This is a genomic window from Paenibacillus sp. SSG-1, assembly GCF_002224835.1.
GTDB lineage: Bacteria > Bacillota > Bacilli > Paenibacillales > Paenibacillaceae > Paenibacillus_AQ > Paenibacillus_AQ favisporus.
Genome location: NZ_MBRK01000001.1, coordinates 2,566,431 through 2,591,781, shown reverse-complemented (window position 1 = coordinate 2,591,781; position 25,351 = coordinate 2,566,431). Strand labels below are relative to the sequence as shown.

The 25,351-nt window shown below is 50.9% G+C and carries 24 protein-coding genes and 1 pseudogene; 6 read left to right on the top strand and 19 right to left on the bottom strand.

All coding sequences use genetic code 11. The annotated features are described in order from the left end of the window. Position 1 precedes the first annotated feature (1 nt). The 3 genes from BCV73_RS12020 to BCV73_RS12010 form a co-directional block, all read right to left on the bottom strand. On the bottom strand, positions 2-1,801 hold the full coding sequence (locus BCV73_RS12020; protein ID WP_089547273.1) for a cache domain-containing sensor histidine kinase: 1,800 nt from the start codon (positions 1,799-1,801) through the stop codon (positions 2-4). Positions 1,802-2,173: 372 nt separating this feature from the next. Further along, on the bottom strand, positions 2,174-3,508 hold the full coding sequence (locus BCV73_RS12015) for a sensor histidine kinase (protein WP_089547272.1): 1,335 nt from the start codon (positions 3,506-3,508) through the stop codon (positions 2,174-2,176). Between the two features lies 1 nt (position 3,509). Beyond that, on the bottom strand, positions 3,510-4,196 hold the full coding sequence (locus BCV73_RS12010; protein WP_089547271.1) for a response regulator transcription factor: 687 nt from the start codon (positions 4,194-4,196) through the stop codon (positions 3,510-3,512). A gap of 155 nt (positions 4,197-4,351) precedes the next feature. Between BCV73_RS12010 and BCV73_RS12005 the strand changes: the two genes are divergently transcribed. The 3 genes from BCV73_RS12005 (at position 4,352) to BCV73_RS11995 (ending at position 6,404) form a co-directional block, all read left to right on the top strand. Beyond that, positions 4,352-4,561 carry an SHOCT domain-containing protein gene (locus tag BCV73_RS12005; protein ID WP_089547270.1) on the top strand — a complete coding sequence of 70 codons (210 nt, stop codon included), beginning with the start codon at positions 4,352-4,354 and terminating at the stop codon, positions 4,559-4,561. A gap of 106 nt (positions 4,562-4,667) precedes the next feature. After that, positions 4,668-5,720: a DJ-1/PfpI family protein gene (locus BCV73_RS12000; protein WP_089547269.1), complete on the top strand. Its 1,053-nt coding sequence runs from the start codon at positions 4,668-4,670 to the stop codon at positions 5,718-5,720. Between the two features lie 36 nt (positions 5,721-5,756). Continuing rightward, entirely contained in the window at positions 5,757-6,404 is a 648-nt protein-coding gene (locus BCV73_RS11995) for a DUF2306 domain-containing protein (protein ID WP_089547268.1), read from the top strand. 115 nt (positions 6,405-6,519) lie between these two features. Here the strand turns inward: BCV73_RS11995 and BCV73_RS11990 are convergent, their stop codons facing one another. Continuing rightward, entirely contained in the window at positions 6,520-7,068 is a 549-nt protein-coding gene (locus tag BCV73_RS11990; RefSeq protein ID WP_089547267.1) for a P-loop nucleotide/nucleoside kinase family protein, read from the bottom strand. 181 nt (positions 7,069-7,249) lie between these two features. Between BCV73_RS11990 and BCV73_RS11985 the strand changes: the two genes are divergently transcribed. Continuing rightward, positions 7,250-7,813: a restriction endonuclease gene (locus BCV73_RS11985; RefSeq protein ID WP_089550214.1), complete on the top strand. Its 564-nt coding sequence runs from the start codon at positions 7,250-7,252 to the stop codon at positions 7,811-7,813. 91 nt (positions 7,814-7,904) lie between these two features. On the opposite strand, the gene BCV73_RS11980 is transcribed toward BCV73_RS11985, so the two are convergent. From BCV73_RS11980 to BCV73_RS11945, 8 genes are all read right to left on the bottom strand, one after another. Next, positions 7,905-8,717, bottom strand: coding sequence for a formate/nitrite transporter family protein (locus BCV73_RS11980; RefSeq protein ID WP_089547266.1), 813 nt, complete (start codon positions 8,715-8,717; stop codon positions 7,905-7,907). After that, complete coding sequence (gene nirD / locus BCV73_RS11975; protein WP_076165646.1) at positions 8,692-9,042, bottom strand: nitrite reductase small subunit NirD; 351 nt, start codon at positions 9,040-9,042, stop codon at positions 8,692-8,694. Before nirD ends, BCV73_RS11980 begins: the two co-directional genes overlap by 26 nt. Positions 9,043-9,056: 14 nt before the next feature. After that, positions 9,057-11,462, bottom strand: a complete 2,406-nt coding sequence (gene nirB / locus BCV73_RS11970) for a nitrite reductase large subunit NirB (RefSeq protein WP_089547265.1) — start codon at positions 11,460-11,462, stop codon at positions 9,057-9,059. A gap of 235 nt (positions 11,463-11,697) precedes the next feature. After that, on the bottom strand, positions 11,698-12,183 hold the full coding sequence (locus tag BCV73_RS11965) for a VOC family protein (protein ID WP_481855790.1): 486 nt from the start codon (positions 12,181-12,183) through the stop codon (positions 11,698-11,700). Between the two features lie 196 nt (positions 12,184-12,379). Beyond that, positions 12,380-12,883, bottom strand: a complete 504-nt coding sequence (locus BCV73_RS11960; protein WP_089547263.1) for a DUF1572 family protein — start codon at positions 12,881-12,883, stop codon at positions 12,380-12,382. Between the two features lie 52 nt (positions 12,884-12,935). Beyond that, on the bottom strand, positions 12,936-13,367 hold the full coding sequence (locus BCV73_RS11955; protein ID WP_089547262.1) for an NUDIX hydrolase: 432 nt from the start codon (positions 13,365-13,367) through the stop codon (positions 12,936-12,938). Between the two features lie 320 nt (positions 13,368-13,687). Next, positions 13,688-14,146, bottom strand: coding sequence for an NUDIX domain-containing protein (locus BCV73_RS11950; protein WP_089547261.1), 459 nt, complete (start codon positions 14,144-14,146; stop codon positions 13,688-13,690). Between the two features lie 46 nt (positions 14,147-14,192). Continuing rightward, the gene (locus BCV73_RS11945) at positions 14,193-14,588 is read right to left on the bottom strand and encodes a VOC family protein (RefSeq protein WP_089547260.1); all 396 of its coding nucleotides are present in this window, start codon (positions 14,586-14,588) and stop codon (positions 14,193-14,195) included. A gap of 162 nt (positions 14,589-14,750) precedes the next feature. Between BCV73_RS11945 and BCV73_RS11940 the strand changes: the two genes are divergently transcribed. Together BCV73_RS11940 and BCV73_RS11935 are read left to right on the top strand one after the other, a co-directional pair. Beyond that, entirely contained in the window at positions 14,751-15,233 is a 483-nt protein-coding gene (locus BCV73_RS11940) for a nucleoside deaminase (RefSeq protein ID WP_076165668.1), read from the top strand. Positions 15,234-15,344: 111 nt separating this feature from the next. Then, positions 15,345-16,256 carry an AraC family transcriptional regulator gene (locus BCV73_RS11935; RefSeq protein ID WP_089547259.1) on the top strand — a complete coding sequence of 304 codons (912 nt, stop codon included), beginning with the start codon at positions 15,345-15,347 and terminating at the stop codon, positions 16,254-16,256. Positions 16,257-16,357: 101 nt separating this feature from the next. Here the strand turns inward: BCV73_RS11935 and BCV73_RS36200 are convergent. From BCV73_RS36200 to BCV73_RS11900, 7 genes and pseudogenes are all read right to left on the bottom strand, one after another. After that, positions 16,358-16,590: pseudogene (locus BCV73_RS36200) on the bottom strand (isochorismatase family protein); the annotation flags it as partial. Between the two features lie 182 nt (positions 16,591-16,772). After that, positions 16,773-17,450 carry a DUF3995 domain-containing protein gene (locus BCV73_RS11925; protein ID WP_089547258.1) on the bottom strand — a complete coding sequence of 226 codons (678 nt, stop codon included), beginning with the start codon at positions 17,448-17,450 and terminating at the stop codon, positions 16,773-16,775. Positions 17,451-17,462: 12 nt separating this feature from the next. After that, on the bottom strand, positions 17,463-18,539 hold the full coding sequence (locus BCV73_RS11920; protein WP_218828129.1) for a hypothetical protein: 1,077 nt from the start codon (positions 18,537-18,539) through the stop codon (positions 17,463-17,465). A gap of 148 nt (positions 18,540-18,687) precedes the next feature. Further along, on the bottom strand, positions 18,688-19,347 hold the full coding sequence (locus BCV73_RS11915) for a response regulator (protein ID WP_089547256.1): 660 nt from the start codon (positions 19,345-19,347) through the stop codon (positions 18,688-18,690). Positions 19,348-19,390: 43 nt separating this feature from the next. Beyond that, positions 19,391-20,836, bottom strand: coding sequence for a sensor histidine kinase (locus BCV73_RS11910; protein WP_256992826.1), 1,446 nt, complete (start codon positions 20,834-20,836; stop codon positions 19,391-19,393). A 460-nt stretch (positions 20,837-21,296) separates the two neighbouring features. Continuing rightward, on the bottom strand, positions 21,297-24,209 hold the full coding sequence (locus tag BCV73_RS11905; protein ID WP_089547255.1) for a glycoside hydrolase family 3 protein: 2,913 nt from the start codon (positions 24,207-24,209) through the stop codon (positions 21,297-21,299). A gap of 133 nt (positions 24,210-24,342) precedes the next feature. Beyond that, a complete protein-coding gene (locus tag BCV73_RS11900; protein WP_089547254.1) occupies positions 24,343-25,239 on the bottom strand; it encodes a copper amine oxidase N-terminal domain-containing protein in 897 nt (298 codons plus the stop codon). Positions 25,240-25,351: the final 112 nt, after the last annotated feature.

The window sequence follows — 25,351 nt, the reverse complement described above, 5'->3', positions numbered from 1 at the left end:
ATCAGACCACCTCTTCATCAGATTGATCGCTGTTACGAATTTGCGGAAAACGAATTTCTACCTTTGTATATAGTCCCGGCTCGCTGTATAAGCTCAAACCGTACGAATCGCCGAACATTCTTACGATCCGTTCGTTCGCATTGCGTACACCCATGCTGCTGAAGCGTGACGGCGTATCCTCACGTCCCGCTGCTTCAAGAAGAGCGTCGATCTGGTCCTGCGTCATGCCCCGGCCGTTGTCCGTGACTTCGATTCTCAGTTCTTGATGCTCCGCATAGACCCGAATCAGGACGAAGCCCCCTTCCCCGGATGGGCCGATGCCATGCATAATCGCATTCTCGACGAGAGGCTGGAGCATCAGCTTCAGCACACGGCAATCCAGCAAAGCGTCGTCTTCGATCTGCGTGTGCACCTCGATGGGTTCCAAATATTTGTATTTCACGATGGATATGTAGCTGTTCACATAGTCAAGCTCTTCGCGCAATGTTAAAAATTCGTTGGAGTTCCCAAGTAAACCCCGCATGAGCTCAATGAGGGAGCCGGATACTTCCTCGATATTGGGCACCCCGTTCAGCTTGGCCAAGTACTTGATCGTATTCAGCGAATTATACAAAAAATGCGGACGAATCTGCGCCTGAAGGGCGGTCAGCTCGGCCTCCCGCTTCTTCTTCTCGCTTAATCGGATGCCTTCCATCAACCGTTGCAATTCGTCTACCATGCTGATGAACACGCGGTACAGCTGTCCGATTTCGTCCTTTGAGTGAATCTCCGTTCGGGGAAACGACAGATTCCCGTCCTTCACCTGCATCATCATCGATCTGAGCCGACGAATATTTATTGTGGTCCGCGAAGAAACCTGATGGGAACCGATCAGGATGACGATAAAGACGATGATCGATACCTCGGTCATCAAATTACGGATTCGCGTCGATTCGCTAAGTAACGAATCAAGCGGAATCAGTGCCAGCGTGCTCCAGCCCGTATATTCGGAATGGCGGCTGACCACGATGTAGGACCTGCCGTTGATCTTCTGCTCCACGACGTCGTTATCTCCGGCAAGCTTCCCTTTGATCTGGACGATTCTGTCCAGCGGAGGCGCATAAGAAGACGGCCCAGACTCGGATTGATACACATAGCCGTTCTGCTCATCAAGAACATACAGCATGCTGTCCGCGGTCGGTTTGACTCCGTACGTTTTTTTAATAAAGTCATAGTCCAAGTCAACCATGACGATGCCGACCGTCTCGCGGTTATAGCGAATCTCGCGGCCGACGGTAATGGCATCCGCCGTTCCTTCCGGCTTAAAATACGCATGACGCGATCCATTGTGCAGCATGTAGTTGAGCATCGAAGTACCCAGAACGCTCCGGTCCATCCAGGGACCGCCGGTAAAAAATACTTTTCCGTTCAGCCCGACGACCGCCATGCGGGAAATATAAGGCTTATATTGAATCAATCCGGATAAATACTCCGTAATCCGTTTCTGTTCCAGGAACCATTCATAACTGGGCTCTTCGTTTGCGCTCATGATCGAATTGATCACCGTGTTTTTATTGGTTACGACAACCGTGTTCAGCCGGTCGATCTCCTCGAGCATCACATTAAGTGATTCATCCGCCTGCCGGATGCTGTCCGAGACGGAAGTGACCGCGTTATGCTTGATCGTCTCGCGCATATTCACATAGACGATGGCAGTGACGGAGACGATGGACAGAAATGTGATCAGGCCGAAGGCCATAAAGATTTTTCCCTGGAAACTCGTTTGCGGCCACAGCCATCTTCGCAGCGTTGATAAATTCATATTATACCACCCTTATTAGTCTGCTTTAAATTCGTTTTATATGGCGTTGGACAGGCAATTTATATGCAAGCGCTTCCCAATCCTCGGAAAAAAATATTCGCTTGTTTCTCTAAGGTTACTGCTGGAAGAGATGGTAACACTTTGTACTTACGCAACAAAATGACAACTTTCCAATTGGCACGGGGCTGCTTCTTAACGGGGAAATTTATACATATTATATAAAGGAAAATAAAAAATTGTCGAGTCAACCTGACATATTGCCAAATCAGGACCAACTGAACGAAATAGAAGCAGCTGCTTAAACGCAAAAAAAGCCGGCCGCCGAATGGCAGTGACCAGCCTATTTCAAAGTGTTATCCGCAGTAAGCTCCATCAAGAAAGATGTGAGTCTGCAGCTGGAATCCAGCCCGTCAGCCTTGCGCCTCCCTCTGGATCGTTGCTTGCCGTGAGTTCGCCTCCATGCTGCCGGATAATTCGCTGCGAGATGGTTAACCCCAGACCGCTGCCTCCGGTTGAACGGTTTCTGGAAGCTTCCCCGCGGTACAGCGGTTCGAACACGCGCTCCAGCTCTTCCGCCGTGAACCCCGGCCCGTTGTCTCGGATCATAAACGCGATTTTGCCTTCTTCCTTGTTACATCGGACATCGATCGTACCGCCTTGCGGGGTGTGCCTCACCGCATTATCCAGCAGGTTGCTCAGTGCGCGCTCCAGCAGATGCGCATCCCCGCTAACGATGCAATCGGCGGCCAGATGGCTGTTGATTACAATACTTTTATGCCCGGCACCGGGACTCAAGCTGTCGATGGATGGCTGGAACACGACCGGTAAATCGATTGGCGCCTTGTTCAATGGACGATCCCAATATTCCATTTTTGTAAAAGTAAACAGGTCTTCCACCAACCGATCCAACTGCGCCGATTTTTCCTTGCAAACTGCCACATACTTTGAAATTTTCTCCGGCGTTTGGGCAATCCCTTGCTCCAAGCCGTCCAAATATCCCCTCAGGGCGAACAGCGGAGTGCGCAAATCATGCGCGACTGCGGATATGACAAAGCGCCGTTCTTCCTCCAGCTTTACCTGCTTCTGGTATGACGTTCGCAGCCCTTTTACCATCACATCAAATCCGTCCCCTACTTCAGCGATTTCCGTAATTCTGGACTTCGGTAACCGCACCTCCCAATCGCCTGAAGCAATTTGCCTGGCGGCCCGGCTCATCTTCTCCAGGGGCTTCAGCAGGAACCTCCGCATCTCTACGCCAACGATGAAAAATGCGAGCAGCAATCCGACAAACGCCGATATCATCGGAAGCGTATTGGACTTGGGCAGGTAAAGAACCACCCTTCCAAGCAAATGACCATTCTCGATGACGGAGAACCGCTCGGTTGACCGCAAACCACCTTCACGCTCGGTAGACCAATAAATCTCCTCATCAGAACCTGATAATATGACCGCGTCCAGCTTCGTTTGACGCAGTTCGCTTTGCAGCTGGCCTTGCCAGTTCGGATCCTGCCATTGGCCCGAGCCCATCTCAATCATGTGAATAGCCTCGTTTATATCTTTCTGCAGACTTTCATCGTACGGCTGATTTGAGCCGATTTTTAGCGAATGGGTTTCCAGAAAGTTGGCTGCAACGAATAATACCCAAGGCACGAGCGTGATCATAAATAAGCAGAGTATCGTAAATGTGCGAATGCGAAGTGTTTTCATCTTATCCTCCCTCGAAGCGATACCCTACTCCCCACACGTTGACCAGGAATTGCGGATGATTTGCATCAACCTCTATTTTCTCCCGGAGCCGGCTGAGATGGACCCGAATCGTATGCCGGTCGCCGATCCCTTCCCAAAACTTGGCGAGCAGCTGCTCATAGGAAAATACATGCCTTGGATGTTCGGCGAACAATCGCAGCAAATCGTACTCCTTCGGGGTGAGCACGATGCCGACCCCATCCACAAAAACTTCCCTGGTGGACAAGTTTAATTGGATCCGGCCGTAGTCAAGGATCCTTTCCTTCGTATGCTCCCGCGAAGCGGTGCGCCGCAGGACGGCTTTTACCCTGGCGACAATTTCTCCCGGAGAAGCCGTCTTCACGATATAATCGTCGCCGCCGAGCGTCAGCCCCCGGATCTTGTCCACGTCATCGCTGCGAGCGCTCAGAAAAAGGATCGGAACGTCGCTATCCGCACGAATCCGACGGCATAAATCAAACCCGTTTTGTCCCGGCATCATAATATCCAGAATGATGGCGTGAACCGTATTCCGTTCGAACATGTCCCACGCCTCTGCCGTATCGCAGGCCGTGATCACACGAAAATTGTCATTCTCCAAAAAGTCTTTCAACAGTTCGACGATGCTGGGATCGTCGTCTACAACGAGAATCGTATGGCCTCCGCTCATGTACATCCCACCTTCGCATCTAGTTTATCATCTTTTTAGGGAAGAGCTAACTGCCCTACCCATTTTGTGATGCAATGTTTATCGTTTTGTGACACTTTTATTTCTTCATTCGAGATATTCATTTGATAGGATGTTGTTCGTGAAGGAGGTTGACCATGGATAACAGCAGTGTATACGTGTTTAGCGCTTTGTTTTGTATCACGCTTTTTTGTTTTTTGGCGGTTCGGATTTATTCCATTCGTCACAAGTCCGGTATCAGCCCCCGCCGGGAGGATGACATTGCCTGGATTCTCAAAAACCGGATGGCCAAAGGTGAAATGGACGAACAGGAATATAGCCGGCTTAAGGATTTGCTGACCAAATAACGATGATGACCCATAATGTACCGTTCGGCGATCGTGTCCCGCGTAAAAACACAAGAGGCTGATGTTGAACGTACGGGCTTTGTCTTCAATGAAGGAGGATGTATCGATGTTAACCGTTCAAATCGTTCTTTTTGATGGCTTCGACCTGCTGGATGCCTTGGCACCTTATGAAGTTTTCTGTGCCGCGGCGATGATGTCCAATGATGCGTTGGAGGTGAAGCTTGTCACCGCCGAAGGAGCAAGAGCTGTGGCCAGCGGCACCCAAGGCCTGCCTATTGAAGCAGCCGGCAAACTAGATCCAAATCGAGCGGGGATTATTCTCGTTCCCGGCGCAGCCGGGGATGTCGAAGGCGACGGTCCCGATTCCGTCCCAGCCATATTGGCACGAACCGCAAATACCGAATTGACCGGCATGATCAGGGAAGCGCTCGGAAGGAAAGACATCATTGTCTCCACCGTATGCGGCGGATCCTTGGTTTTGGCCATGGGAGGTTTGCTGGAAGGCAGACGGGCCGTTACGCATCATCTGGGCATGGACGTTCTTGGCGCAACCGGTGCCCTGCCCGTCAAGGCACGTGTCGTGGACGACGGCAATTTGGTTAGTGGCGGAGGCGTAACGTCCGGGCTCGATGTTGCCCTGCATCTGGTGGAACGCGAGCTTGGCCCTCGGATCGCCCATGCGATCGAGGAGCTGTTCGAATACGAGCGGAGAGGTATCGCGTGGCGGGCACAGGGGATGGTGCCGAACTCGGAAAAGACCAAAACAGACAAGGAATCGAACCTTGTGCTGAGTACTGAAGCGGTGAATCCACCGTCCCCTCCCCTTCAAAACACATTCGAACAAACAGAGTCCGTTTTCGACGGAGACTGGGATGTGACCATTGCAACGCCCGTGGGCAAAATGGATGTCAAGCTCTCGATCGCAACAAGCCATGGTGAAGTCCACGGAACGGCCACCCAAGGGGATGAAACGGTCAAATTTATGAGTCCCGTCATTCAAGGCAACAAGCTGACCTGGTCCCAGCAAGTGACCAAGCCAATGCGTTTAAACCTGAAATTTGATGTAACCGTCGATGGCGGCGAGCTGCACGGCACCGCCAAAGCCGGCGTGCTTCCGGCCTCCAGGGTCGTCGGTAAGCGCTTGAAATCAACTTTTTAACAATGAAATGAAGTGCTATCGGGGGTTGTGAATGAAGTGAACAAACGAAATATCTTATATGGTGTGTTGGTTTGTGTCAGTATTTTGTTTATCCTTTACGCTTTATTGGATAATTTTATAATTGATCCCGGGGCGGAAGGCTTTTTAAGCCATAAAACCGGTCTTAAACGTGAAATTCACCTCCCGGCGTGGTTAAGTGTCATGCGCATACATGTTGCTTTTGCGTGCATCGCCATGGCGGCTGGGCTTGTCAATTTTTCCAACCGCATTTTTCAAAAAAGCCGCAAATTCCACCGGATCAACGGATACCTATATTTGGTGTCGGTGCTTCTTGTCGTTATCACTTCCGGGTATATGGCCCCTTACGCCACCGGAGGAAAGGTGACGAGCATGGCGTTTAACGCGCTGAATTTAATCTGGCTGTTCATTACGGTGACGGCACTCGTTCAAATTAAGAAGAAACGGGTCATTCGGCACCGCAACTGGATGATTCGAAGTTATGCGTTTTGTTTTACGAACCTGCTCATTCATCTGATCACATCCGTCCTTCAACAGGGCTTTGGGTTGGAATATGCTTTGAGTTATACCGTCGGCGTCTACGGCGCGATCGTGCTGCTGCTGATTGTTCCAAATATTCTGATCAAAACGATGGGGATATCGCGAAAAATTACTGTAGAACTGTAATAAAAATTGTGCTGAGATGAGAAGTGCTAATGTTCCTCCTGTAGAACTGCGAAAGGCTGCCGTGCGTACGGCAGCCTTTTAGTAATCCGCTGAACAGACCAGCAGAATCTGCCGGCTATTGTTGCTCTATCACATGTTCTACGACGATTTCTCCTTCCCCCTGAGGCTCTTCAAACGAGTTAAGAAAATGGTTCAACGTCTCCTCGGTAATAGGAAAGGCGGCGTTCGCATCGAAACGTTGGCTCCGGACCTTGAGGCGCTTTCGCAATTCATCAGGGTGTACTTTTAAATAAATTAACTTCCACTTTCCTCCCGAATGTTCAATAAGCCGTTTATAGTCATCTCTCGCGGAACGGCTCCAAAAGCTGGAGTCGACCACAACCTGCTTTTTGTCTTGAACGAATGTTACTAGCTTTTTTCGCAAGCTTGCATGCGCTTCATCCAGGTATGCTCTGTATTTCTCAACCGGATAATCGATTCCGTAACGGCCATGCGTGTTCCACACCTCCTCGTCAATAGAAAGACGGATGAATCCTTGTTCCTCCAATCTCTGGGAAAATGTAGTTTTCCCAGAACCGGCGATCCCGCACATGAGCACGACTAGAGCAGTGTCACGATCCCGTTCCCGCTCCAACCATTCCTCGATATTCAACGTATCGGTCATTTATCTATCACACTCCATGTTTTTTATGTATTTACTTTACTCTCTAACGGTCGTGTTCAGCCAGCAAGTCATTTGAAATGACTTCCTTCGTTGACGCGATTTTGATATAGTGGATAGGAACAAACATTCGGATATTTGGAGGAAACCTAATTTGCCTACTACCTTGGATACAACGACCATCATGATCGCCGGGCTTGTTGCCCTGCTCCTCGTCCTATTCGTCATACGTTTGGTCAGAAACCGCAGAAAAAGGATCCGCCGGGAGGCGAATCCGCGCAAGATTACGATCAAGGATATCGATTTAATGGCAGACGGCTCTGAATTTGAGCTGTATCTCTTCCGGCTGTTTCACGAGCTCGGATATAGGGAAGTGTATCAAACGACAGCCAGCCGTGATTTTGGAGCCGACTTGGTATTTACGGATCAGAACGGACTAAGGAACGTCTTACAGGCCAAGCGCTATGGCAACAGCAACCCGGTCAGCATCGGAGCGGTTCAGGAGGTATATACCTCGATGCGTTACTATGAAGCTGAACGGGCCATCGTGCTGACCTCCGGCAGATACACCGATGCCTGCCGCATCCTGGCGGCCGTGAACGGGGTGAAGCTGTTGGACAGAGAAGATCTCGAGGAACTGATCATTCTATTCAAAAGCCGCCGTTACGATGAAGCCATGGCTATCATTGAGGAGCCTGCTGAGACGGAAGCGCCAACGTGGAAGCCAAAAGCCAAAAAAGCGACCTGATGGAGCGTACCGCGCTTTCTTGGTTTTCATTCGGGCTGCACCCCTGGGGCTCTATAAAGGAAGGCTCACGGCGTTTGACTATTTCACATCATTAACTTGCAGACCTTTTGCTTTGCGGCAGAGTTTCGATCTCCACCTTCTCTTTATCTTTCGTCATATACCAATAAGCCATGCCTACGAATACGCTGCCGCCAACCATATTACCGAGGGTAACCGGAATCAGGTTTGCGGCCAGCCCTCCCCAGGTTACCGTGTCTGGATGCGGGATGAAGAGCGAGACCGAGAGCAGCGTCATGTTCGCCACACTGTGCTCGAACCCGGAGGTAATAAAGGCGAACAGACACCAGAAAATCATGACCAGCTTGGCGGTCTCATCCTTCAGCTTCATGGAGCACCAGACGGCAAGACAGACGAGCGTGTTACATAAAATTCCCCGCATGAACAATTCCATAAACGGTGCACTCATTTTAACAGCAGCCGTGCTGTTGATGAATTCGGCCGTTCCCCCTTTCGCCAATCCCGTCCATACGAAGATCGCCGCGACCAGCAAGGATCCGGCAAAATTGCCGAGGTAGCTGTACAGCCATATTTTAAGCGTATCGAGCCAGGTCGTCTTCTTGTTCAGCGTGCTGACCACCATGACCATATTGTTGCCTGTAAACAAGTCCGATCCGGCCATCAGGACCAGACTCAAAGCGATACCAAAGCTGGCTCCCATGACGATCTTCATGGCGGGTGCGTGAACCGGCGCGAGCAGTCCGCCGATCGTAAAGATCAGTATGATGCCGAGACCAACGAACAAACCGGCAAGCATCGAGGATACAAAGTATTTGCCTATACTCCGGTTCATGAGGCTAACCTTGTTTACCCCGGCGGTTTCAACGATCTGAATGGTGTTTTTCATGCTCTTTCAGTCCTCCAATATAGACGTAACCGTCGATGACCGCGGTTTCGTAGGTCTGGATGCAGCCGTCGTCCGGCTTTTGCACTTCCCCTGTCGTCAGCGAAATTTTCCAGTCGTGCAGCGGACAAAAGACAAATTCACCCGACACAATCCCCTCAGCCAGCGGACCGTTCTTGTGGGGACACCGGTTGCTTACCGCCCGCACCTCGCCGTTTGACAGCCGGAACAACGCAACCGACTCATCGCCAACCCGTACCTCCTTGCCAATCTGCGGCTTCAGCTCCTCCAGCTTCATCACTTTCATCATTTCTCTCGTCACGCTCATGCCCTTCCCTCCCCTTATGGTCTCTCCACGGTATACATCCGGCGGCGTTCTTCGTCTTCCAGCGCGGCCGACCAAGCTTCGCGATACGTTGTTTTCGCATGCTCGAAGCGGCTGGCTAAACCGGCAATCTCCTGCTCATTGCCCAGCATTTGGCGTACCCAATCCGTGCCCATGCGCTTTACCCATGGGGCTGTGCGTTCGCCGTAAATGCCGGTTTCCCGGTATAGCTGTACGTAGGCTTTAGCCAACAGGATCACCTCATCCTCTGTCGCCACCGTCGTCAGGCTGTCGCATTCCCGGACTTCGGTACCGCCGTTCCCGCCAAAATACAGCTGGTATCCGTTCTCCACGCAGACGACGCCAAAATCCTTCGTCAATACTTCGGCACAGTTTCGCGGACAGCCGGTCACGCCCATTTTCATTTTGTGCGGCGTATCGACCATCTCGATCTCCTGTTCCAGTCGGATCCCAAGCCCTAACGAATCCTGGGTGCCGAAGCGGCAAAATCTCGAACCGACACACGATTTAACGTTACGCAGTGACTTGGAGTAGGCGTACCCCGAACGCATCTCCAGCTCCTCCCAAACGTTCGGGACGTCTTCCTTCTGTACGCCGTACAGCCCGATGCGGCTTGCACCCGTAATTTTCACCAGGGGCACGTTGTATTTCTTCGCGACTTCGCCGATGCGGATCAAATCCTCCGGTGTCGTCGTTCCGCCATACATCCGTGGAATGACGGAGAATGTGCCGTCCTTCTGCATGTTGCCTTCCATTCGTTCGTTGACATATCTGGATGCCTTATCGTCGGCATACGTCTCGGGATGCAGCATCCGCAAATAATAATTCAGTGCCGGACGGCACTTCGAGCAGCCTTCCTCGGATGCAAACCCGAGCACGATGCGTGTCTCCCGCGGCGACTGCAGACCTTTCTCGCGTATCGCGGCCACCACCTCATCGCGGGTAAGCGTCGTGCAGGCGCACATGCCAGCCGCCTTCTGCGCCGATGCGTCGAATTTGTCGCCCAGCGTATGCGCGAGGATCGCCTCAACCATGCCGCGGCATTTGCCGCATGAGCCTCCGGCTTTGGTCATAGCTTTCACTTCGTCGAACGTGGTCAGTCCGTTCTCGAGAATGGCGCCGACGATGCGTCCCTTGGTTACGCCGTTGCACCCGCAAATCGTTTCGTCCGCGCTGATCGACGCGACATCGAGTCCGCTGTCTCCCCCGGCTTTATGGAGCACGGAGGCACTCGTATATTCCTGAATGTCGCTGCCCTTCTTCAGCAGGCTGAACAGCCGGGTTCCGTCGGATACGTCCCCGTACAGCACGACACCGACGATGCGGTTCTCGCGAACCAGAATCTTTTTGTAGGATCCGGCGACCTCGTCCTGCACGACGATGGCTTTCGTGTCCGGATCCGCATGGATTTCTCCGCCGGAAAACAGATCGCATCCCGCTACCTTAAGCTGCGTGGACAACACGCTGCCCGCGTAACCTTCCGTTGGCCGGCCCGTAAGGTGGTCCGCAAGCACGATGCCCTGTTCATACAATGGCGCCACCAGACCATAGGCTATGCCGCGGTGTTCAGCGCACTCGCCTACGGCATAAATTGACGGGTCCGTCGTCTGCATCAGGTCGTTGACTTGAATCGCCCGGCCAACCGCCAGTCCCGCGTTCCGCGCCAGCGCTGCATTGGGACGAATGCCGACGGCCATGACGACAAGATCGCATTCGACGTTCGTTCCGTCTTCAAACCGAAGCCCTTGTACTCTCCCATCACCGTAAATTTCCGTTGTTTTCTTCTCCATCAGAAACTTCATGCCCTGGGCTTCCAAGTCCTGCTGAAGCAGCTTTGCCGCTGCCGCGTCGAGCTGCATTTCCATCAGATGCGGCAGCAAATGAACGACATGGACCTCCATCCCCTGGTTCATCAATCCGCGAGCTGCTTCCAAGCCGAGCAGTCCGCCGCCGATCACGACCGCCTTTTTGTATTGTTTAGCCGTTTCCAGCATCACTTTCGTGTCTTCAATGGTGCGGAAACCGACGATGCCTTCCAGGTCATGTCCTGGTACAGGTAAAATAAACGCGCTGGATCCGGTCGCGATAATGAGCTCGTCGTAGGGGACAACGGTTCCCCGGTCGGTTCGGACTTCCTTCGACGCCCGGTTAATCTCTACAGCCCGTTCCTTGGACAGCAATTGTATGTTATTGGACTGATACCAGTCCCAATCGTTAATCGTGATTTCTTCAAACGTTGTTTTCCCTTGCAGCACAGGGGACAGCATAATTCGGTTATAGTTGGGATACGGCTCATCCCCGATCATCGTTATCTCGTAGCGGTCGCGGTCCCGGCGGAGAATTTCCTCGATACACCGCGCCCCTGCCATCCCGTTGCCTATCATCACCAATCGTCTGCTCATAAACACGCCTCCCGTGCAACCTTGTGAAATTAATTACATTGATATCGTAACGGATATGGGAGGCTTTGCCTGTGAAGTAAATCACAGTGGCTTTGTTAAAACAAAAAATTTGTGAAGGCCAGGAATTTTACGGCGTTATTGAGATGACCTCCAACGGTGAGACGCAAAAGTGCAAAAGGCCACCCTGATGGATGGCCTTGATTTCGAACCTTTGTATTTTACTCGGGTAAGAACTCTAATTGTCGTAAGCTTGCTGCAGCGCCTTTATGTCGATTTTCTTTTTCGTCTGAAGTATGGCTTGCATGACTCGCCCTGCTCTTGCCGGGTCGGGGTCACAGATCATCTCCGTTAAATGGCTGGGGATGATTTGCCAGGATACGCCGAATGGATCTTTTAACCATCCGCAAACCTGCGCCTTTTCGTCTCCTCCTTCGGAGAGCTTATCCCAATAATAGTCCAGCTCCTCCTGATCATCGCAATGAACGATAAAAGATATGGCCTCATTGAACTTAAAATGCGGGCCCCCATTCAGCGCGACGAATGACTGCCCTTCCAATTGAAATTCCACGGTCATCACCGTTCCCTCTACACCCCGGCTTTCCGGACCGTAGCGGGCAATTCTGCCGATTTTGGAATCATGGAAAATGGACGTATAAAAATTTGCCGCCTCTTCAGCTTGAGAATCGAACCACAGGTTTGGGGTAATCTTGTGCAATTTCATTCGCGTCATACCTCCTGGCTATAATCATTCTATGATGATTGTAGCCTATCAAGGGAAACGGCGTTTCTCTTCGATTGCTTTGTTTCTAGTTTTCATGGCAGCTAATCATGATGTATACGCCATCCCCTTTGCACCCAGTTTCTGATCGATCGAACAACAGCAATGATGAATGAGATGAATAACAGTTTCTGATTCTTCAGTCCCAAGTTAACTCGCCTTTTCTCATTTTGGCAATATAAATGATCTGTCCCGTATGGTAGTGCACTTCTCTGAACATCGCCATCATCAGATTTAGGGCTGTCGTTTCGTTGTTCACTTGGCTGTATGTAAGCGGCGGCAGATAGAGGAAAGGCTGGGACATCAATCGCTCCGGTTCGGATTGAAGCTGTTCAAGATACTGAAGAATGATATCAAACGCTTCTTTTGTATGCTGATATGCCTCTTCTTTCGTCATCATCAGTCCACGTTCGAATTCCTTCTCCCTGTCCCGCTTGTCCGGAATGTTACACAGGATCGTCTCGACCCGAGAGTGGGCAGCGCCCCGAATATGCGCAACCAAATTAGCAATACTGTTGCTTTCCGGAGTCGGGTGCCAGGTAATATCTTCTTCCGACACTTGTTCAATGGCTTTAAGCGTCCCTCTTTGTTCGGATATCAGCTTGACCTTCATGCTTTGGATAAACTCGAGTGCTAGTTCCATGTTCACACCCCTTCTTTTATTAGCCCGAACATTATGGATCCCCTACTGATCCCTATTCGATCCATTGTCTTGGCCCCACCTTGTGAAACAGCTCATGGTTTGGGGTATTGCGAAGTGCATCTTCGATCCGTCTGCATGTGAAATCACTAATGGGTCTAGGCAGTTCGTCTCTTGAATAAAATCCGCATTCCATAATTTCAGGCGAGCTTGGCTGAGGCGCACGGGTATCTTTACTCGTCGCAAGGAACACAAAGTGATGAATGTCATAATCCGGATCGTAATATATGCCTGTTAGGTTCCCGATAAGCACTTCCATGCCGACTTCCTCAAATACTTCCCTTTTTGCAGTTTCCTGAGCCGACTCGTTCTCTTCCGACTTACCGCCGGGAAGGTCCCAATTGTGTTTGCCATAGCTGTGTTTTACCAGCAGCACTCTTCCCTCAGCATCCAAAATTATAGCCGCGGAGCCAATTAACTTTGGCATGGCTAGTCCTCCTTATGGGTATTGAAAGATATTTAATCGACTTCAATTCATGAAGGTCTTGTTGTTTTTCCAAAATTCTCCTGCTTATTATACCAGAACATATATTCTGAATCATCCCTGAAAATAACTTAACTTTCATCAGAATTCTGCTTTCTCAAATCCACATAAAAAAGAAGCCGCTCAGGCTCCCTTATCACTCTCATTTGTTAAATCATTCGATTTTCTGCAAACGAACAACCTCACCATCCCAAAGGTCATCGCTAACTTTCTGAAACCTCAAAGATTCGTATAAATGACCTGCGGTTATTCACCTGAATCACTTAATTCACATCACCGAGATACCGGACGTTCATTTCATTATTCACTAAATGATGTCCAAGCGCTTTCGGATACAGCCTGATGTGGTCGAGTTGACAAATATCCACCCATTCTACGCCGATCTGATCCTGGTCGGGCTGGGTTCCATTCATCCGTGCCGGTGCCTCCTGTGCAAGCGAGCAGACAAAATAAAACTCCACTTGATGAACGTCATGATCCCATGCTGCGAACTCATGATTTTTCCCGATGTACTCGCGCACGTAAACAAGGTCCTGCACCTCAACTTGTACTCCAAGTTCTTCGATGCATTCCCTCTTGAGGGTCTCTTTCAGTACTTCTCCGTGCTCCTGGCCGCCGCCGGGGAACAGGTAGAAAATACCGTCGTTATCCTTGTTTTTGGTCAATAACAATTTGCCTTGCTGAATGATGATCGCTTTCGCAGAGTTTCTAATTGGCTTCATGCTAACCTCACGATTTCTAGATTTTTATGTGATATGGATGTAGGCTTTAAAATCCGTTATGTTGGACAAGGTCCAGCCGATTTCCATAGAGATCCTCGAAGACCGCCTCAATGCCCCATGGGACCTCTTTCGGTTCACTGAGAAAATGAACTCCGTTAGACTTCATTTGTTCGTAATCGCGATAGAAGTTATCGGTTTGGACGACGAGGAATACGTGGTTCGCTGCCTGGGTTCCAACCCTGTCCTGCTTAGCCTCCGTGTCTGCCACCACAAATACGATGGCGGTTTGCGCATCCTTCGACGGAGCTACGGTGACCCATCTCATGCCGTTCCCGAAATGGTTGTCCGTTAACAGAACGAACCCTGCCTTTTCTGTGTAAAATTCAATCGCTTCGTCAAAATTGTTAACCAGCAGCGTAACATGTCCTATTTTTTGCTGCATAAATGCTCACTCCTCGTTGGTATATGAAAAAGCTCATTGGTCCTGAACCTTTTTTATATTTTTCCTTCGGCCATCTCCATGGTAACATTTCCGCATAACAGAAAAAAAGAAGAAATTGACGGAATGAATCGGCTTCTACATCCGTAAAAGGAGGTTCTTATGATGATTCAGGAAAATGATCTGAAGCATCTCAGACGCTGTGTAGCGTTGGCCAAGGCCGCTCTAGAGGAAGGCGATGAGCCCTTTGGCTCCATACTTGTCTCTGCCGATGGTGAGGTACTGGCGGAAGACCATAACCGCGTAGCCGGCGGCGATCATACCCGGCATCCGGAATTTGAGCTGGCACGTTGGGCGGCCCTGAACATGACGACGGAAGAACGAAGCAAGGCGACGGTCTATACTTCAGGCGAGCATTGCCCGATGTGCGCTGCGGCCCACGGCTGGGTTGGATTAGGCCGAATTGTTTATGCCAGTTCGTCCAAGCAGCTGATGCAATGGCTGGAGGAAATCGGAGCTTCCCCACCACGTGTACGAAGCCTCCCGATCCAGGATGTAATTCGTGACACGGTCATCGACGGCCCTGTTCCTGAACTTGCTGAGCAAGTTCGCGATCTTCATCGCCAATTTTATGCGCAGATTCGATAACCCCATAGCCCCGATATGATATACGGCTGTTCAGAACATCTATCCATTCTTGCCTGATGTCAGCTCCTTTGTTATTCTTACCGTATGTTTGAACAAGGAGGCGTTCTGAAAATGGATCGAGAAATGCAACCCAACGGACTCGAACCCTATTTGTCTGAATTATCCGGGCGGCTAAATCAGCTGTTGCAGACGGATGGATTACATATAACAGAGATCCCGTCGCTGCACATGATGCGGGCCACGGCGACGTCCGAACCTATTCATAGCATGTACGCGCCTTCTTTATGCTTCATTGTCCAGGGCGCCAAATCCGCAGCGCTTGGTCAAGAGATTTACCATTACAATCCGACCACGTACCTTGTAACATCCGTCCATCTCCCGATCAAAAGTGAGATCACCGAGGCATCACCTGAGGTTCCGTTCATTGGGCTTCACTTGGAGTTTACGCCGGATCAAATTCTGGATATACTGCAGCATACAGATCTGGCCTGGCCTGAAGAATCCGAGCCGGGAAGCGGCATATTTGTCGGCAAGACGAATTCGCAACTGCTTGATGCCCTGCTGAGGCTGGTAAAATTGTTCGACCAACCTGCCGAAATCCCTATCCTGGCTCCCTTGATTACACGGGAAATTCTCTTCCGCGTTCTGCAGGGCGAGCAAGGCCATTTGGTCAAGCAGTTTGCGGTGATCGGCAGCCAGGCACACGCCATTGCGAAGGCCATTCAGCTCATCCATCGTGATTATTCCAAGCCGCTTCGCGTGGAGGAACTGGCCAAGGAAGTAAATATGGCCGCGTCGTCTTTTCATAAACATTTCAAGCAGGTCACAGCTCTGAGCCCGCTGCAATATCAGAAGCGGATCCGACTCCAGGAAGCGAGACATCTCATGATCAGTGAAAAAATGGGGGCAGCCGATGCCGCTTTCCAGGTTGGTTATGAAAGTCCTTCCCAATTCAGCCGCGAGTATGCCCGATTGTATGGTCTGCCGCCTAAAAGTGATTTGAAGCAAGCCTCTATCCAGTAAGGGGGTTCCTTCATTTCCATAGGTGATACACAAGCTGCGCCACAAGAACAGCAGCCCCAATCTTGGTGAGATTGGGGCTTGTTCTCTTCATGATGACCAATTTAATTAATCATGTTAATGATTTGTTCGCTGGCACGTAAATTCTCGATTCGGTGAAAAATCGTACAGCACACATAATCATGTTCTTTCTTGGTGGATGGGGCATCGCATCTTCTGCAAACACTTATTGATATCCATGCTGATAGGCTTCACGGGCCGTCGTATCCACACCAATGGATGTCGAAATGCCGCACAGGACGATCATATCAATGCCGCGCCGACGAAACTTCAGGTCGTGAACAGCTTAAAGTACACCCAAGCGCTGTTCAGCAGAAGCAAAGGTCACCGTTTTTAATTAATGTTATTAATTATTCATGATATAAATCACAAGGACATTGGTACCGGATCACTGCAAAAAGCCGCTAATTTAGCGGCTTTTTGGTATATGAACCCTCCACTTTCCTAAAACGGATCATGTCAAAAACTCAAAATATCGGAAAAATCGAATACGATCGACGCAATTAATAACAAAGTCAGAAGTGATACGATCACAACAAATCGGATCATCCACAGCCGGAATCTTGGGAGCATCACCCCGGAAGCATGAGCATAGTGCGCGGCAGCCAGCCCGCTCATTATGCCCATGATCAGAAACCATGGTTCATAAAAAATTAGATCCCATATAGCTAGCCGTTCTTTGTCAATGACTGCCCACCCTTTCAGCTCCAGAGGAATAACCCCAACCAGGAACAGCGCCTTGGTAACGATCCCAGTTGTCCCATGAGCTATGAGGATAGAGGTGCTGAACAGAGTGGGGATCAAAATCAACTGGCGGGGAATTCTTTTGCGCCTGAAATGGGGGACCCATGCGGGAACCGTAAGCCCCCATGGCTTGACAAGACCAAGCAGAATAAAACCGCAGATTATGATTAGAACTCCCGCTCCATAACTAGCCATGCTGAACCCTTTCGGATTGGAAAGCTGTCCATAACCGCCAATGATGCCGGCAGCCGCTTCATAAAAGCGCACAAAAACGGCATAAAGCAGCGCCCAACAGAAACCTGCATATGCTGGCCAAACCGACCGCATAGTAAAACGTTCAAAGGCATTCATCACCTGCGTGGTTGAAGTAACGCTCGTGTGATCTTTGTTCATGGCCTCCCCCTATTAAGCCCGGTTACAAAAACCGCAACCGCCTCGCCGACGGTAATAGTAAGTAACGGCTGCAATGGCAAGCGCCACACCCCAAGGCACCCATGATATCATCGGGCCGATGCCCCCTTGAACAGCATTCAGCGGGAAACCATCGAGTGGGATGAAGTTAAAGCGGATACCCAAATAAGCAAAACTGAACACAACGCCAGCTGCAGTGACCGGGACGGCTACGAACAATGCAGGAATGACCGCCAGTGAAATGGGCACCCTTTTGCCCCCTACAAATGGAAACCAACGCGGAAACACTTCTCCCCATTTCTGGATCAACCCAAGAGTCAACAGACCACCTCCAATGCATAACGAGCCAAACACCCATTCCGTTACATAAGCCATCGGATTCATCCTAGGGAAGTCCCGTACGAAGCTTGGGTCGACCCCCATAGGAATATGAAGTGCCCAAGCAAACCGGGATATCGCATACGGAACGGGGGCTACAGCGGCAATGACCGCTGTGATGCGACCAACTCTATTCAGCAACCGGTGATTCCCACTTTCCTTTCGCCCGCAATGCATGCAGGCATGTAACGATTTACGCCGGTATCCTAATCCGGCAAAAGCCCACAGGCAAGCGCCTAATATACAGACCAATTGATAAAACATTTGCCCGGTAAAAGTGAACTTAAATAAAAAGGCGTAAGCCATACTCATGATCAAACTGATATCCGGAATAAACAAAATTAACGCGATTGCGAATCCCCAAGCATAGCTTTGTATAAGCCAACGAGGAAGAATGCCGATCCGGACGTTATGCATAGCAATGCCGACAAGTATGCTGACAAAACAGATCATCATGGAAATCAGACTGGCCGTTTGTTGGGGAATATAGGTAACTAAGGCCGAAAATATTCCCATGTTTCCCTGCTTATAAGGATATCCTTCTCCGCCTAGCAGCCAGTAAAGCTGAAGCCCCCCATAGATCAGCGACCAGATGATCGCTGCGCTGCCGATCCAAGCTGGCCATCGATTCAAAAATCCGCCGGTCCCCTTTTCCCGTTGTACAATCGCAGTCATCGCACTCACCCTTATCATGTATTATTTGCAGAAGCGAAGATCTGCAAGCTTCGGCTTCGTTAAAAACGATACATTAGGGTACATGGTTTGAAACGCTTCTTGAGGACCGTTTAGACACCCGACTGGAGATCCGTTTAGCGGCAGGACCTAAAGTTCGTTCAGTGGCCTAATTCGGCTCCATCAACCCTTTCTGCCAGGCAAATACGGCAGCTTTGGTCCGATCCAGCATATGGAGTTTGCTTAAAATATTGCTTACGTGGCCCTTCACCGTTTTTTCGCTGATGATGAGCTTCTCGGCAATTTCGGCATTCGACAGTCCTTCGGCGATCAGGCGAAGCACCTCAAGCTCACGATCGCTCAACTCGGCAAAAGGGTTGGCATCCTCATGCCGTGATTCGCGAATTTCCTGAACTACGCGAGCGGCCACCTGCGGATGCATCATCGATTCTCCGTGAACGGATCTTCGTACGGTCTCGACCAATTGGCCTGGTTCGATATCCTTCAGAACATAAGAGACCGCACCAGCCCGAAGGGCAGGAAAAATATGCTGATCATCGTGAAATGAGGTCAATACAATGATCTGCGATCTTGGACTGACCTGCTTTACCCTCTGGGTTGCTTCTACGCCCCCGATGCCGGGCATGACCAAATCCATCAGCACGATATCGGGCACCAGTTCCTCGGCTATCCGAACGGCTTGTTCTCCTGAATCCGCTTCCCCAATGACAAGGCAATCCGGCTGTATTTTGAATAATGCGTGCAATCCCTGCCTTACAATCGCGTGATCATCAACAATCAGAATGGTGATCTGTTCCAATTCTGTCACTACGGCTCACTCCCACATTAGAAATCTATCATTACCAGTAACCTCAGCTTATTTCCTTTTGGTTTTCACGGGTATAGCACTGTGCTGTTATCAAGGTACCTTTGCCAGGTTGACTCCAAATATCTAGCTTTCCGCCCAGGGCTGCCATACGCTCTCTCATGGATGAAAGCCCGACGCCGGGACGGATGTGCAGTTCATCAAAACCGCGGCCGTTATCCCGAATCATGAGCGTTATGGAATCGCTGCACTCCAAACGAACCATCACTTCTCTGGCCCCGCTGTGACGGGCCGCATTAGATAAGGCTTCCTGCGCAATCCTGTAGAATGCTTCCTCGATGGCCGGCAGCGCCATATCGTCGCCAAATGATTCAAATGCAGCCGCAATGCCTGTCTGCCCCTGCCAAGCCCGTACATACTCCGAGAGAGCCTTGGGCAGATCTTTACCTTCCAATGCAATCGGTCGCAGTGCCAATATAAGAGCATTCAGCTCCCTCTGCATATGGCCAATCAGCTTTTCCGCTTCCGCCAAATGCGATTTGGCAGTTTCTTTATCCTGTTCAATCAAGGATCTTCCGGTATTTACCCAAATAGAGACTGCAAACATTTGCTGCTTGATGCTGTCGTGCAGCTCCCGTGCCAAACGATTGCGCTCTTCGACCGCCGCCAAATCCTGCCGTGTCCGCAGCAGCTGTTGGAGCTGTCCGGCCATATGATTTAGCCTGTGACCCAGTTGTCCCAACTCGTCACCGGAATGGTCCTGTACAAACACGGAGAAATCACCTTCACTCCAGCGGTTCGCCGATGTGAGAAATTTCTGAATCCGGCGGACAAGACTCCGAGATGTTACAATGCCGAATGCAATACCGACAATTGTGGCACCAACCAGAAATCCCAACAGACTGATCCCGAAGAAACTAGCCGCATTCGGAATAAACTGGCTGAAGGTTTGGGATGCCAGATGGATATGGCTCGCCTTGACCACAAGAACCGCCCGAACTTCCACGTTATTAGCAATCGGCGCTACGATATATACCGTATCTTGGACCTTAGCTGTATAAGTCCTTAATGTCTTGGCCGCTGTGGGCACTAGTGCAAAGGTTGACTGGATGTTCAGCCGGACTTTATCAGGTATGTGAAGCATTCGGCTGTCAGGCATAGAATCACCTGAGAAGGCCAGAATCTCGCCGTCTGGGTCAACCACGGCCGAATAACCTTGGAATTCAGCACCGAATTCGGCCGGCCACTCCCGTAGAGCTTGATTGAGTTTGTTTTGGTTGATATAAGGCCCGCTGATGCTTGAAGCAGCATTTTGGGCAACGGTCCCAACCTGCATGGCAAGGACTTTGTTCGTATTGAGATTCACAAAAGCATAATAACCCAAAACGGCAATCATCTCGAGCAGAATCATGACGATAATCGTAGTGAGGATATAAAATAAGGTCAATTTCCACTGCAGCCGGTGAAATCGTCCGGATTTGTTCGCTAACACGGTGAATCCCCTCTTTTTCTGATCAAATCATACCGCCCCATCCGCTTGTAATAGGCGATTCGATTATAGCATGGAAACATTAACCAAAGACAAACGGAAATATGAGACTTCTTGACGAAAATGACTGCCTACTAAGCTCAAATGTCATTCCCATCGGCATATTGCGCTTTGAACAGAAAGTTCTAATCGTTACCGATAACGGAATAGCACTGAATGGCCTGATAAACAAGCTTTCAAGGATTGTCTTGATGTCATGCTCCGTGACTTTGAGGCGGCTAACCCATTGCTCAGATCCTGGAAAAGGAAACAAAAATGGACCGGAACAGTGCTCGAGAGCGAAGTAAACCGTGCTAATTCTGTCTAAATCAAACACTTTAACCCGCCTTCAATTGAAGGCGGGTTAAAAACATTACCCAATATATATAGGGCATCCTGCATTATAAAATGAGATGCTCTTCGATTAAGCGAATTGGAATTGGCTAATTGCCAGGTTCCCTTTCAAAATAAAATACACATTCTGGCTTCCGTGTATTCCGCTAAGCTTGCAGGAATAATCCTGCCATGTCTGTAAGTCGCCTGAAGTTAGAGTGATCCGGCCCACAGGCAGGCCTTCAGGATGATCCAGCCGCACTTCAACGACGGCATCCGCCGCTCCGGCCGCCCGGATCCGCAGCGTATCCGCACCGTCCTCGAATTTGGCATCACGGAAGGCGATCCATCCGGATTGATCCTTCACGATGACGGCGCTGCCGCCTTCCGTACACTCACCAATCAGAACGCCTTCGTAATCGTCGTAATTGATGGCTTTCGTTGATTGCGTCAGGTCACGCGGCGGAATGGTCTCCCCGTCTACAACCAGCTCGGCTGTCAGCGGCAGGTTCTCCGAAGAAGCGCCGGCCATCATCATATAGGTGCCGGTCTCGATGCAGTAGCGCTCGCGGGTGACATCCCAGATCGCCAGCTGATCGAGCGGAACTTCAAAGGACACATCGGCTGTCTCGCCCGGTTGAAGCATCACTCTGCGGAATCCAAGCAGCTGCTTGCGCGGACGCTTGACGCGGGACTGATTTGCCCGGCCGTACAGCTGCACCACTTCCTCCCCTGCCACTTCACCGATGTTGGTTACCCTGCATGTCAGACGAACCGTTTGATCCGTGCCTGCCGTAAGCTTTTCCTTCTCAAGCTGCAGCCCATCGTACCGGAAGCTGGCGTAGGACAAGCCGTGTCCAAACGGATACAGAGCCTCGCCCTCGAAGTATTGGTACGTTCTGCCGTGCTTAATGACATCATAGTCCATAAATTCCGGCAGCTGGTCGACGGATTTATACCACGTCATATTCAGTCGTCCCGCCGGGTTGGTGTCCCCGAACAGCACGTCTGCCAAAGCATGGCCCAGTTCCTGGCCGGCATGGGACGTGTACAGGACGGACGGTACATTCGCGTCCACCCAGTTTAGCGCGTACGGGTAACTGCCTACGATGACGACCACCGTGTTCGGATTGGCTGCATAAACCTCCTGAATCAGCTTCTCCTGCGATTCCGGAAGCGTAATGTCCGGACGGTCGATCGTCTCCTTGCCGTTAATCAGCGGATGATTGCCGACGAACACAACCGCCAGGTCCGCTTCCGCAGCTGCTTCTTTGGCAGTCTGAAGCTTGTCCGTGACGATTTCCAGCTCGAACAGATCGGCATGGACGATCGGGGCATCCTCACCGGATACCTCGGCAGCACCTGCAACGTTGATCTCATTCGCGGTCTCCGCGGCTTGGCCGTCGCCAACCAGCAGCTGACCTGATTCGGCATGCACTGTCACCGGTGTACCGTTCCATGTTGAGAAGGTTACGCACCCTTGCTCATGTTCGGCAGGATGGATGAGGAAGACTTCTTTGGTGAACCACTCCCAAATTTGTTCGGACGACGCTTTAACGATCTTATCGTCAGTTGTCAGGTAGCGGCCGTTGTCTTCAGAGATTAAGGTGTGGCTTCCCCAGCCCCAATCCGTCATTTCAAACACAGACGCATCCATAGCATTTTCGGTCGTTGCAGCCAGCGCGGCCTCTTCTCCGGCCTGAATTCGCACATACCGCCCCGTCTTTTTGGATTTAAGCCGAATCCGGTCCGTTCCCCCACTGTAACTTGTCTTGCCGTTCGTTCCTGCGCCGGAAAGCTTCTCTTGGATGCCCTGAAGCGGCGTGACGGCATAAGGGAGCGAACCGCTGTACCAATCTCGGTACACCATTCCGGCGAGCGGCCCGATCACGGCCACTTTGTTCAGCTTGTCTGCATTGAGCGGGAGAAGCCCACGGTCATTCTTCAGCAGCACCATTGCCTTACGGGCGGCCTCCCGGGACAGCTCCGCATGCTCTGGCCGCAGGATTACGGATTCATCGATCGCAGCATACGGGTTGCCCTCTTCAGGATCGAATTCGCCGAGCCGGAAGCGGACGCGGAAGGTATTCGTCAGAGCGGAGTCAAGATCGCTCTCGGCCAGCAGTCCCTCACTCAGCGCTTCACGCAGCGCCTCCTTGATCACAGACGAATCGTCCGTAATGCTGTCAATCCCGCCTTCTTTAACGGAGCGGGCGACGGCCTCCTTATACGTATCCAGGTATCCATGATCGCGGACGGTACCGGTCACGTCGAAGGCATCGCTTACGACAAAACCGTCCATGCCCCACTCGTCCTTGACGATGGCTTTGACGTCAGGACTCAGGTTCGCCGGCACGCCGTTGATGGCGTTGTAAGCCGTCATCATGGACTGGGCGCCGCCTTCCTTGAACGGAATCTCAAACGCTTTCAAATAATATTCCCTCATGTTGCGCGGATCAATGCTGACCGAAGCGTCACCTCGGCCAACTTCGTTATTATTCGCAATAAAGTGCTTCAAAGTGGCAACCGCTTTCAAGTATACAGGATGGTCGCCTTGAATGCCCTGAATTAGCGCGGAGGCCAGTTTCCCGGTCAGGATCGGGTCTTCTCCATAGGCTTCTTCTGTTCTACCCCAGCGCGGGTCGCGTTCCAAATCGACGGTCGGAGCCCAGAGGGTCAATCCGTTCACTTCGGGATTGCGGCGGTAGAACCCTCTGGCCTCGTCACCGATGACGCTGCCGATTCGTTTCATGAGTTCCGTGTCCCACGTACAGCCAAGGCCGATCGGCTGCGGAAATCCGGTCGCTTCTCCCAGCCACGCCATGCCGTGGGCTGCTTCCGTACCGTGTTTATACGCTTTCACACCGAGCCGCTCGACGGCAGCTTGATATTGAACCATCAGCTCCACTTTTTCTTCCAGTGTAAATCGGGAGACCAGGTCTCTCACTCGTTCTTCTAGAGGTAAGGATGTATTCTGAAATGGATAGTCGGTCTGTGCTGGCATCGTTATCATCTCCTTCAGGCGTATTTTAAGCTATATCGGTTTCAGGAGATACCCGGATAATTAGAGGCGTTTTCATATAGAATTCATAGAAAGCCTGTCCGTTAGATCACGCTGAGGAAAGATTCGTATGTTCCTAGTTCATCGGTACGTATTCGGCAAACCCCGTCGTCAAATTTCTTATGCGGATGTCGACGCGCTCCACCTTCCAAGCCCCTCCTAACCAGATGAGCGTAACGGTCCGATCCTCAATGTATTGATCCTCTCCCGTCAGCCCGTTCCCTAACGGAGCCGATTGTGTAAACGTGGCGGCAGTTTTGCCGGTATATTCGGGCAGGGTCACCGGATCTTTATAGCGGCCGACTGCCTGCAGCCCTTGATCATGAATCAGCGTACGGATGAAGCGATCGGTAAAATAGGGTTTGTAGTGAGCGCTCACGTATTTAGCGTCCAGCTTTTGGACTTCGTTTAATTTCTCCGACAACATCTTCATGCGGGCGGAGGTCAGTTTATGGGTACCCGGCATAGAAACAGGAGATGGTGACGGTTTAATTTGGATCCGGATTCCTTCCAACTTCGCCGTGGCAAGCTTGGACGGCCCATCCCACTCAACTGTAGCTCCCAAAGCTGCTGCGACAAATTTTAATGGAACATAGACACTCCCATTCAACACTTGGACGGGAGCTCCCATATCGGCATACTCGCGATGCGGCAGGTCCGGATATTCAGGAAATTCTCCTCTTGATGGGGTCTCCACGATGGCCCGCTTGAAATTTGCAGCCAGCCGAATGGTAAGGTCGTTTTTGCGGATAACCAATTCCTTTTCTTCAGGAAACCATTCTAAACGGGCTCCCAACGGTTCGATTAGAGGCCGGACCGGGACGAGGAGATGTCCTTGGTTCCATTCTGCATGTTGAACTGCTACCGACGGTGGTCCTGCCGCGGCTTGTGCAGATTCATTCATCGCAAATCCCGTCATTTCCAATCCCGTTGTGGCCATCGTGATCCATAATAATAATTTCAGCTTTTTCATATGAAACAGGTCACCTCTGCTGCTTTTTAAGATATAAACGCTGACCAACAGGAAATGTCACGGAAAATGCAGAACCCGGCGTCGGAACATGGCATTCCTACCTGGCCGCGTG

Excerpts from the sequence above, each read along its gene's own strand:
- BCV73_RS12020 (WP_089547273.1), bottom strand. The coding sequence starts at position 1,801 with ATGAATTTATCAACGCTGCGAAGATGGCTGTGGCCGCAAACGAGTTTC.
- BCV73_RS12015 (WP_089547272.1), bottom strand. The coding sequence starts at position 3,508 with ATGAAAACACTTCGCATTCGCACATTTACGATACTCTGCTTATTTATG.
- BCV73_RS12010 (WP_089547271.1), bottom strand. The coding sequence starts at position 4,196 with ATGAGCGGAGGCCATACGATTCTCGTTGTAGACGACGATCCCAGCATC.
- BCV73_RS12005 (WP_089547270.1), top strand. The coding sequence starts at position 4,352 with ATGGATAACAGCAGTGTATACGTGTTTAGCGCTTTGTTTTGTATCACG.
- BCV73_RS12000 (WP_089547269.1), top strand. The coding sequence starts at position 4,668 with ATGTTAACCGTTCAAATCGTTCTTTTTGATGGCTTCGACCTGCTGGAT.
- BCV73_RS11990 (WP_089547267.1), bottom strand. The coding sequence starts at position 7,068 with ATGACCGATACGTTGAATATCGAGGAATGGTTGGAGCGGGAACGGGAT.
- BCV73_RS11985 (WP_089550214.1), top strand. The coding sequence starts at position 7,250 with ATGATCGCCGGGCTTGTTGCCCTGCTCCTCGTCCTATTCGTCATACGT.
- BCV73_RS11980 (WP_089547266.1), bottom strand. The coding sequence starts at position 8,717 with ATGAAAAACACCATTCAGATCGTTGAAACCGCCGGGGTAAACAAGGTT.
- nirD (WP_076165646.1), bottom strand. The coding sequence starts at position 9,042 with ATGAGCGTGACGAGAGAAATGATGAAAGTGATGAAGCTGGAGGAGCTG.
- nirB (WP_089547265.1), bottom strand. The coding sequence starts at position 11,462 with ATGAGCAGACGATTGGTGATGATAGGCAACGGGATGGCAGGGGCGCGG.
- BCV73_RS11965 (WP_481855790.1), bottom strand. The coding sequence starts at position 12,183 with ATGAAATTGCACAAGATTACCCCAAACCTGTGGTTCGATTCTCAAGCT.
- BCV73_RS11960 (WP_089547263.1), bottom strand. The coding sequence starts at position 12,883 with ATGGAACTAGCACTCGAGTTTATCCAAAGCATGAAGGTCAAGCTGATA.
- BCV73_RS11955 (WP_089547262.1), bottom strand. The coding sequence starts at position 13,367 with ATGCCAAAGTTAATTGGCTCCGCGGCTATAATTTTGGATGCTGAGGGA.
- BCV73_RS11950 (WP_089547261.1), bottom strand. The coding sequence starts at position 14,146 with ATGAAGCCAATTAGAAACTCTGCGAAAGCGATCATCATTCAGCAAGGC.
- BCV73_RS11945 (WP_089547260.1), bottom strand. The coding sequence starts at position 14,588 with ATGCAGCAAAAAATAGGACATGTTACGCTGCTGGTTAACAATTTTGAC.
- BCV73_RS11940 (WP_076165668.1), top strand. The coding sequence starts at position 14,751 with ATGATTCAGGAAAATGATCTGAAGCATCTCAGACGCTGTGTAGCGTTG.
- BCV73_RS11935 (WP_089547259.1), top strand. The coding sequence starts at position 15,345 with ATGGATCGAGAAATGCAACCCAACGGACTCGAACCCTATTTGTCTGAA.
- BCV73_RS11925 (WP_089547258.1), bottom strand. The coding sequence starts at position 17,450 with ATGAACAAAGATCACACGAGCGTTACTTCAACCACGCAGGTGATGAAT.
- BCV73_RS11920 (WP_218828129.1), bottom strand. The coding sequence starts at position 18,539 with ATGATAAGGGTGAGTGCGATGACTGCGATTGTACAACGGGAAAAGGGG.
- BCV73_RS11905 (WP_089547255.1), bottom strand. The coding sequence starts at position 24,209 with ATGCCAGCACAGACCGACTATCCATTTCAGAATACATCCTTACCTCTA.
- BCV73_RS11900 (WP_089547254.1), bottom strand. The coding sequence starts at position 25,239 with ATGAAAAAGCTGAAATTATTATTATGGATCACGATGGCCACAACGGGA.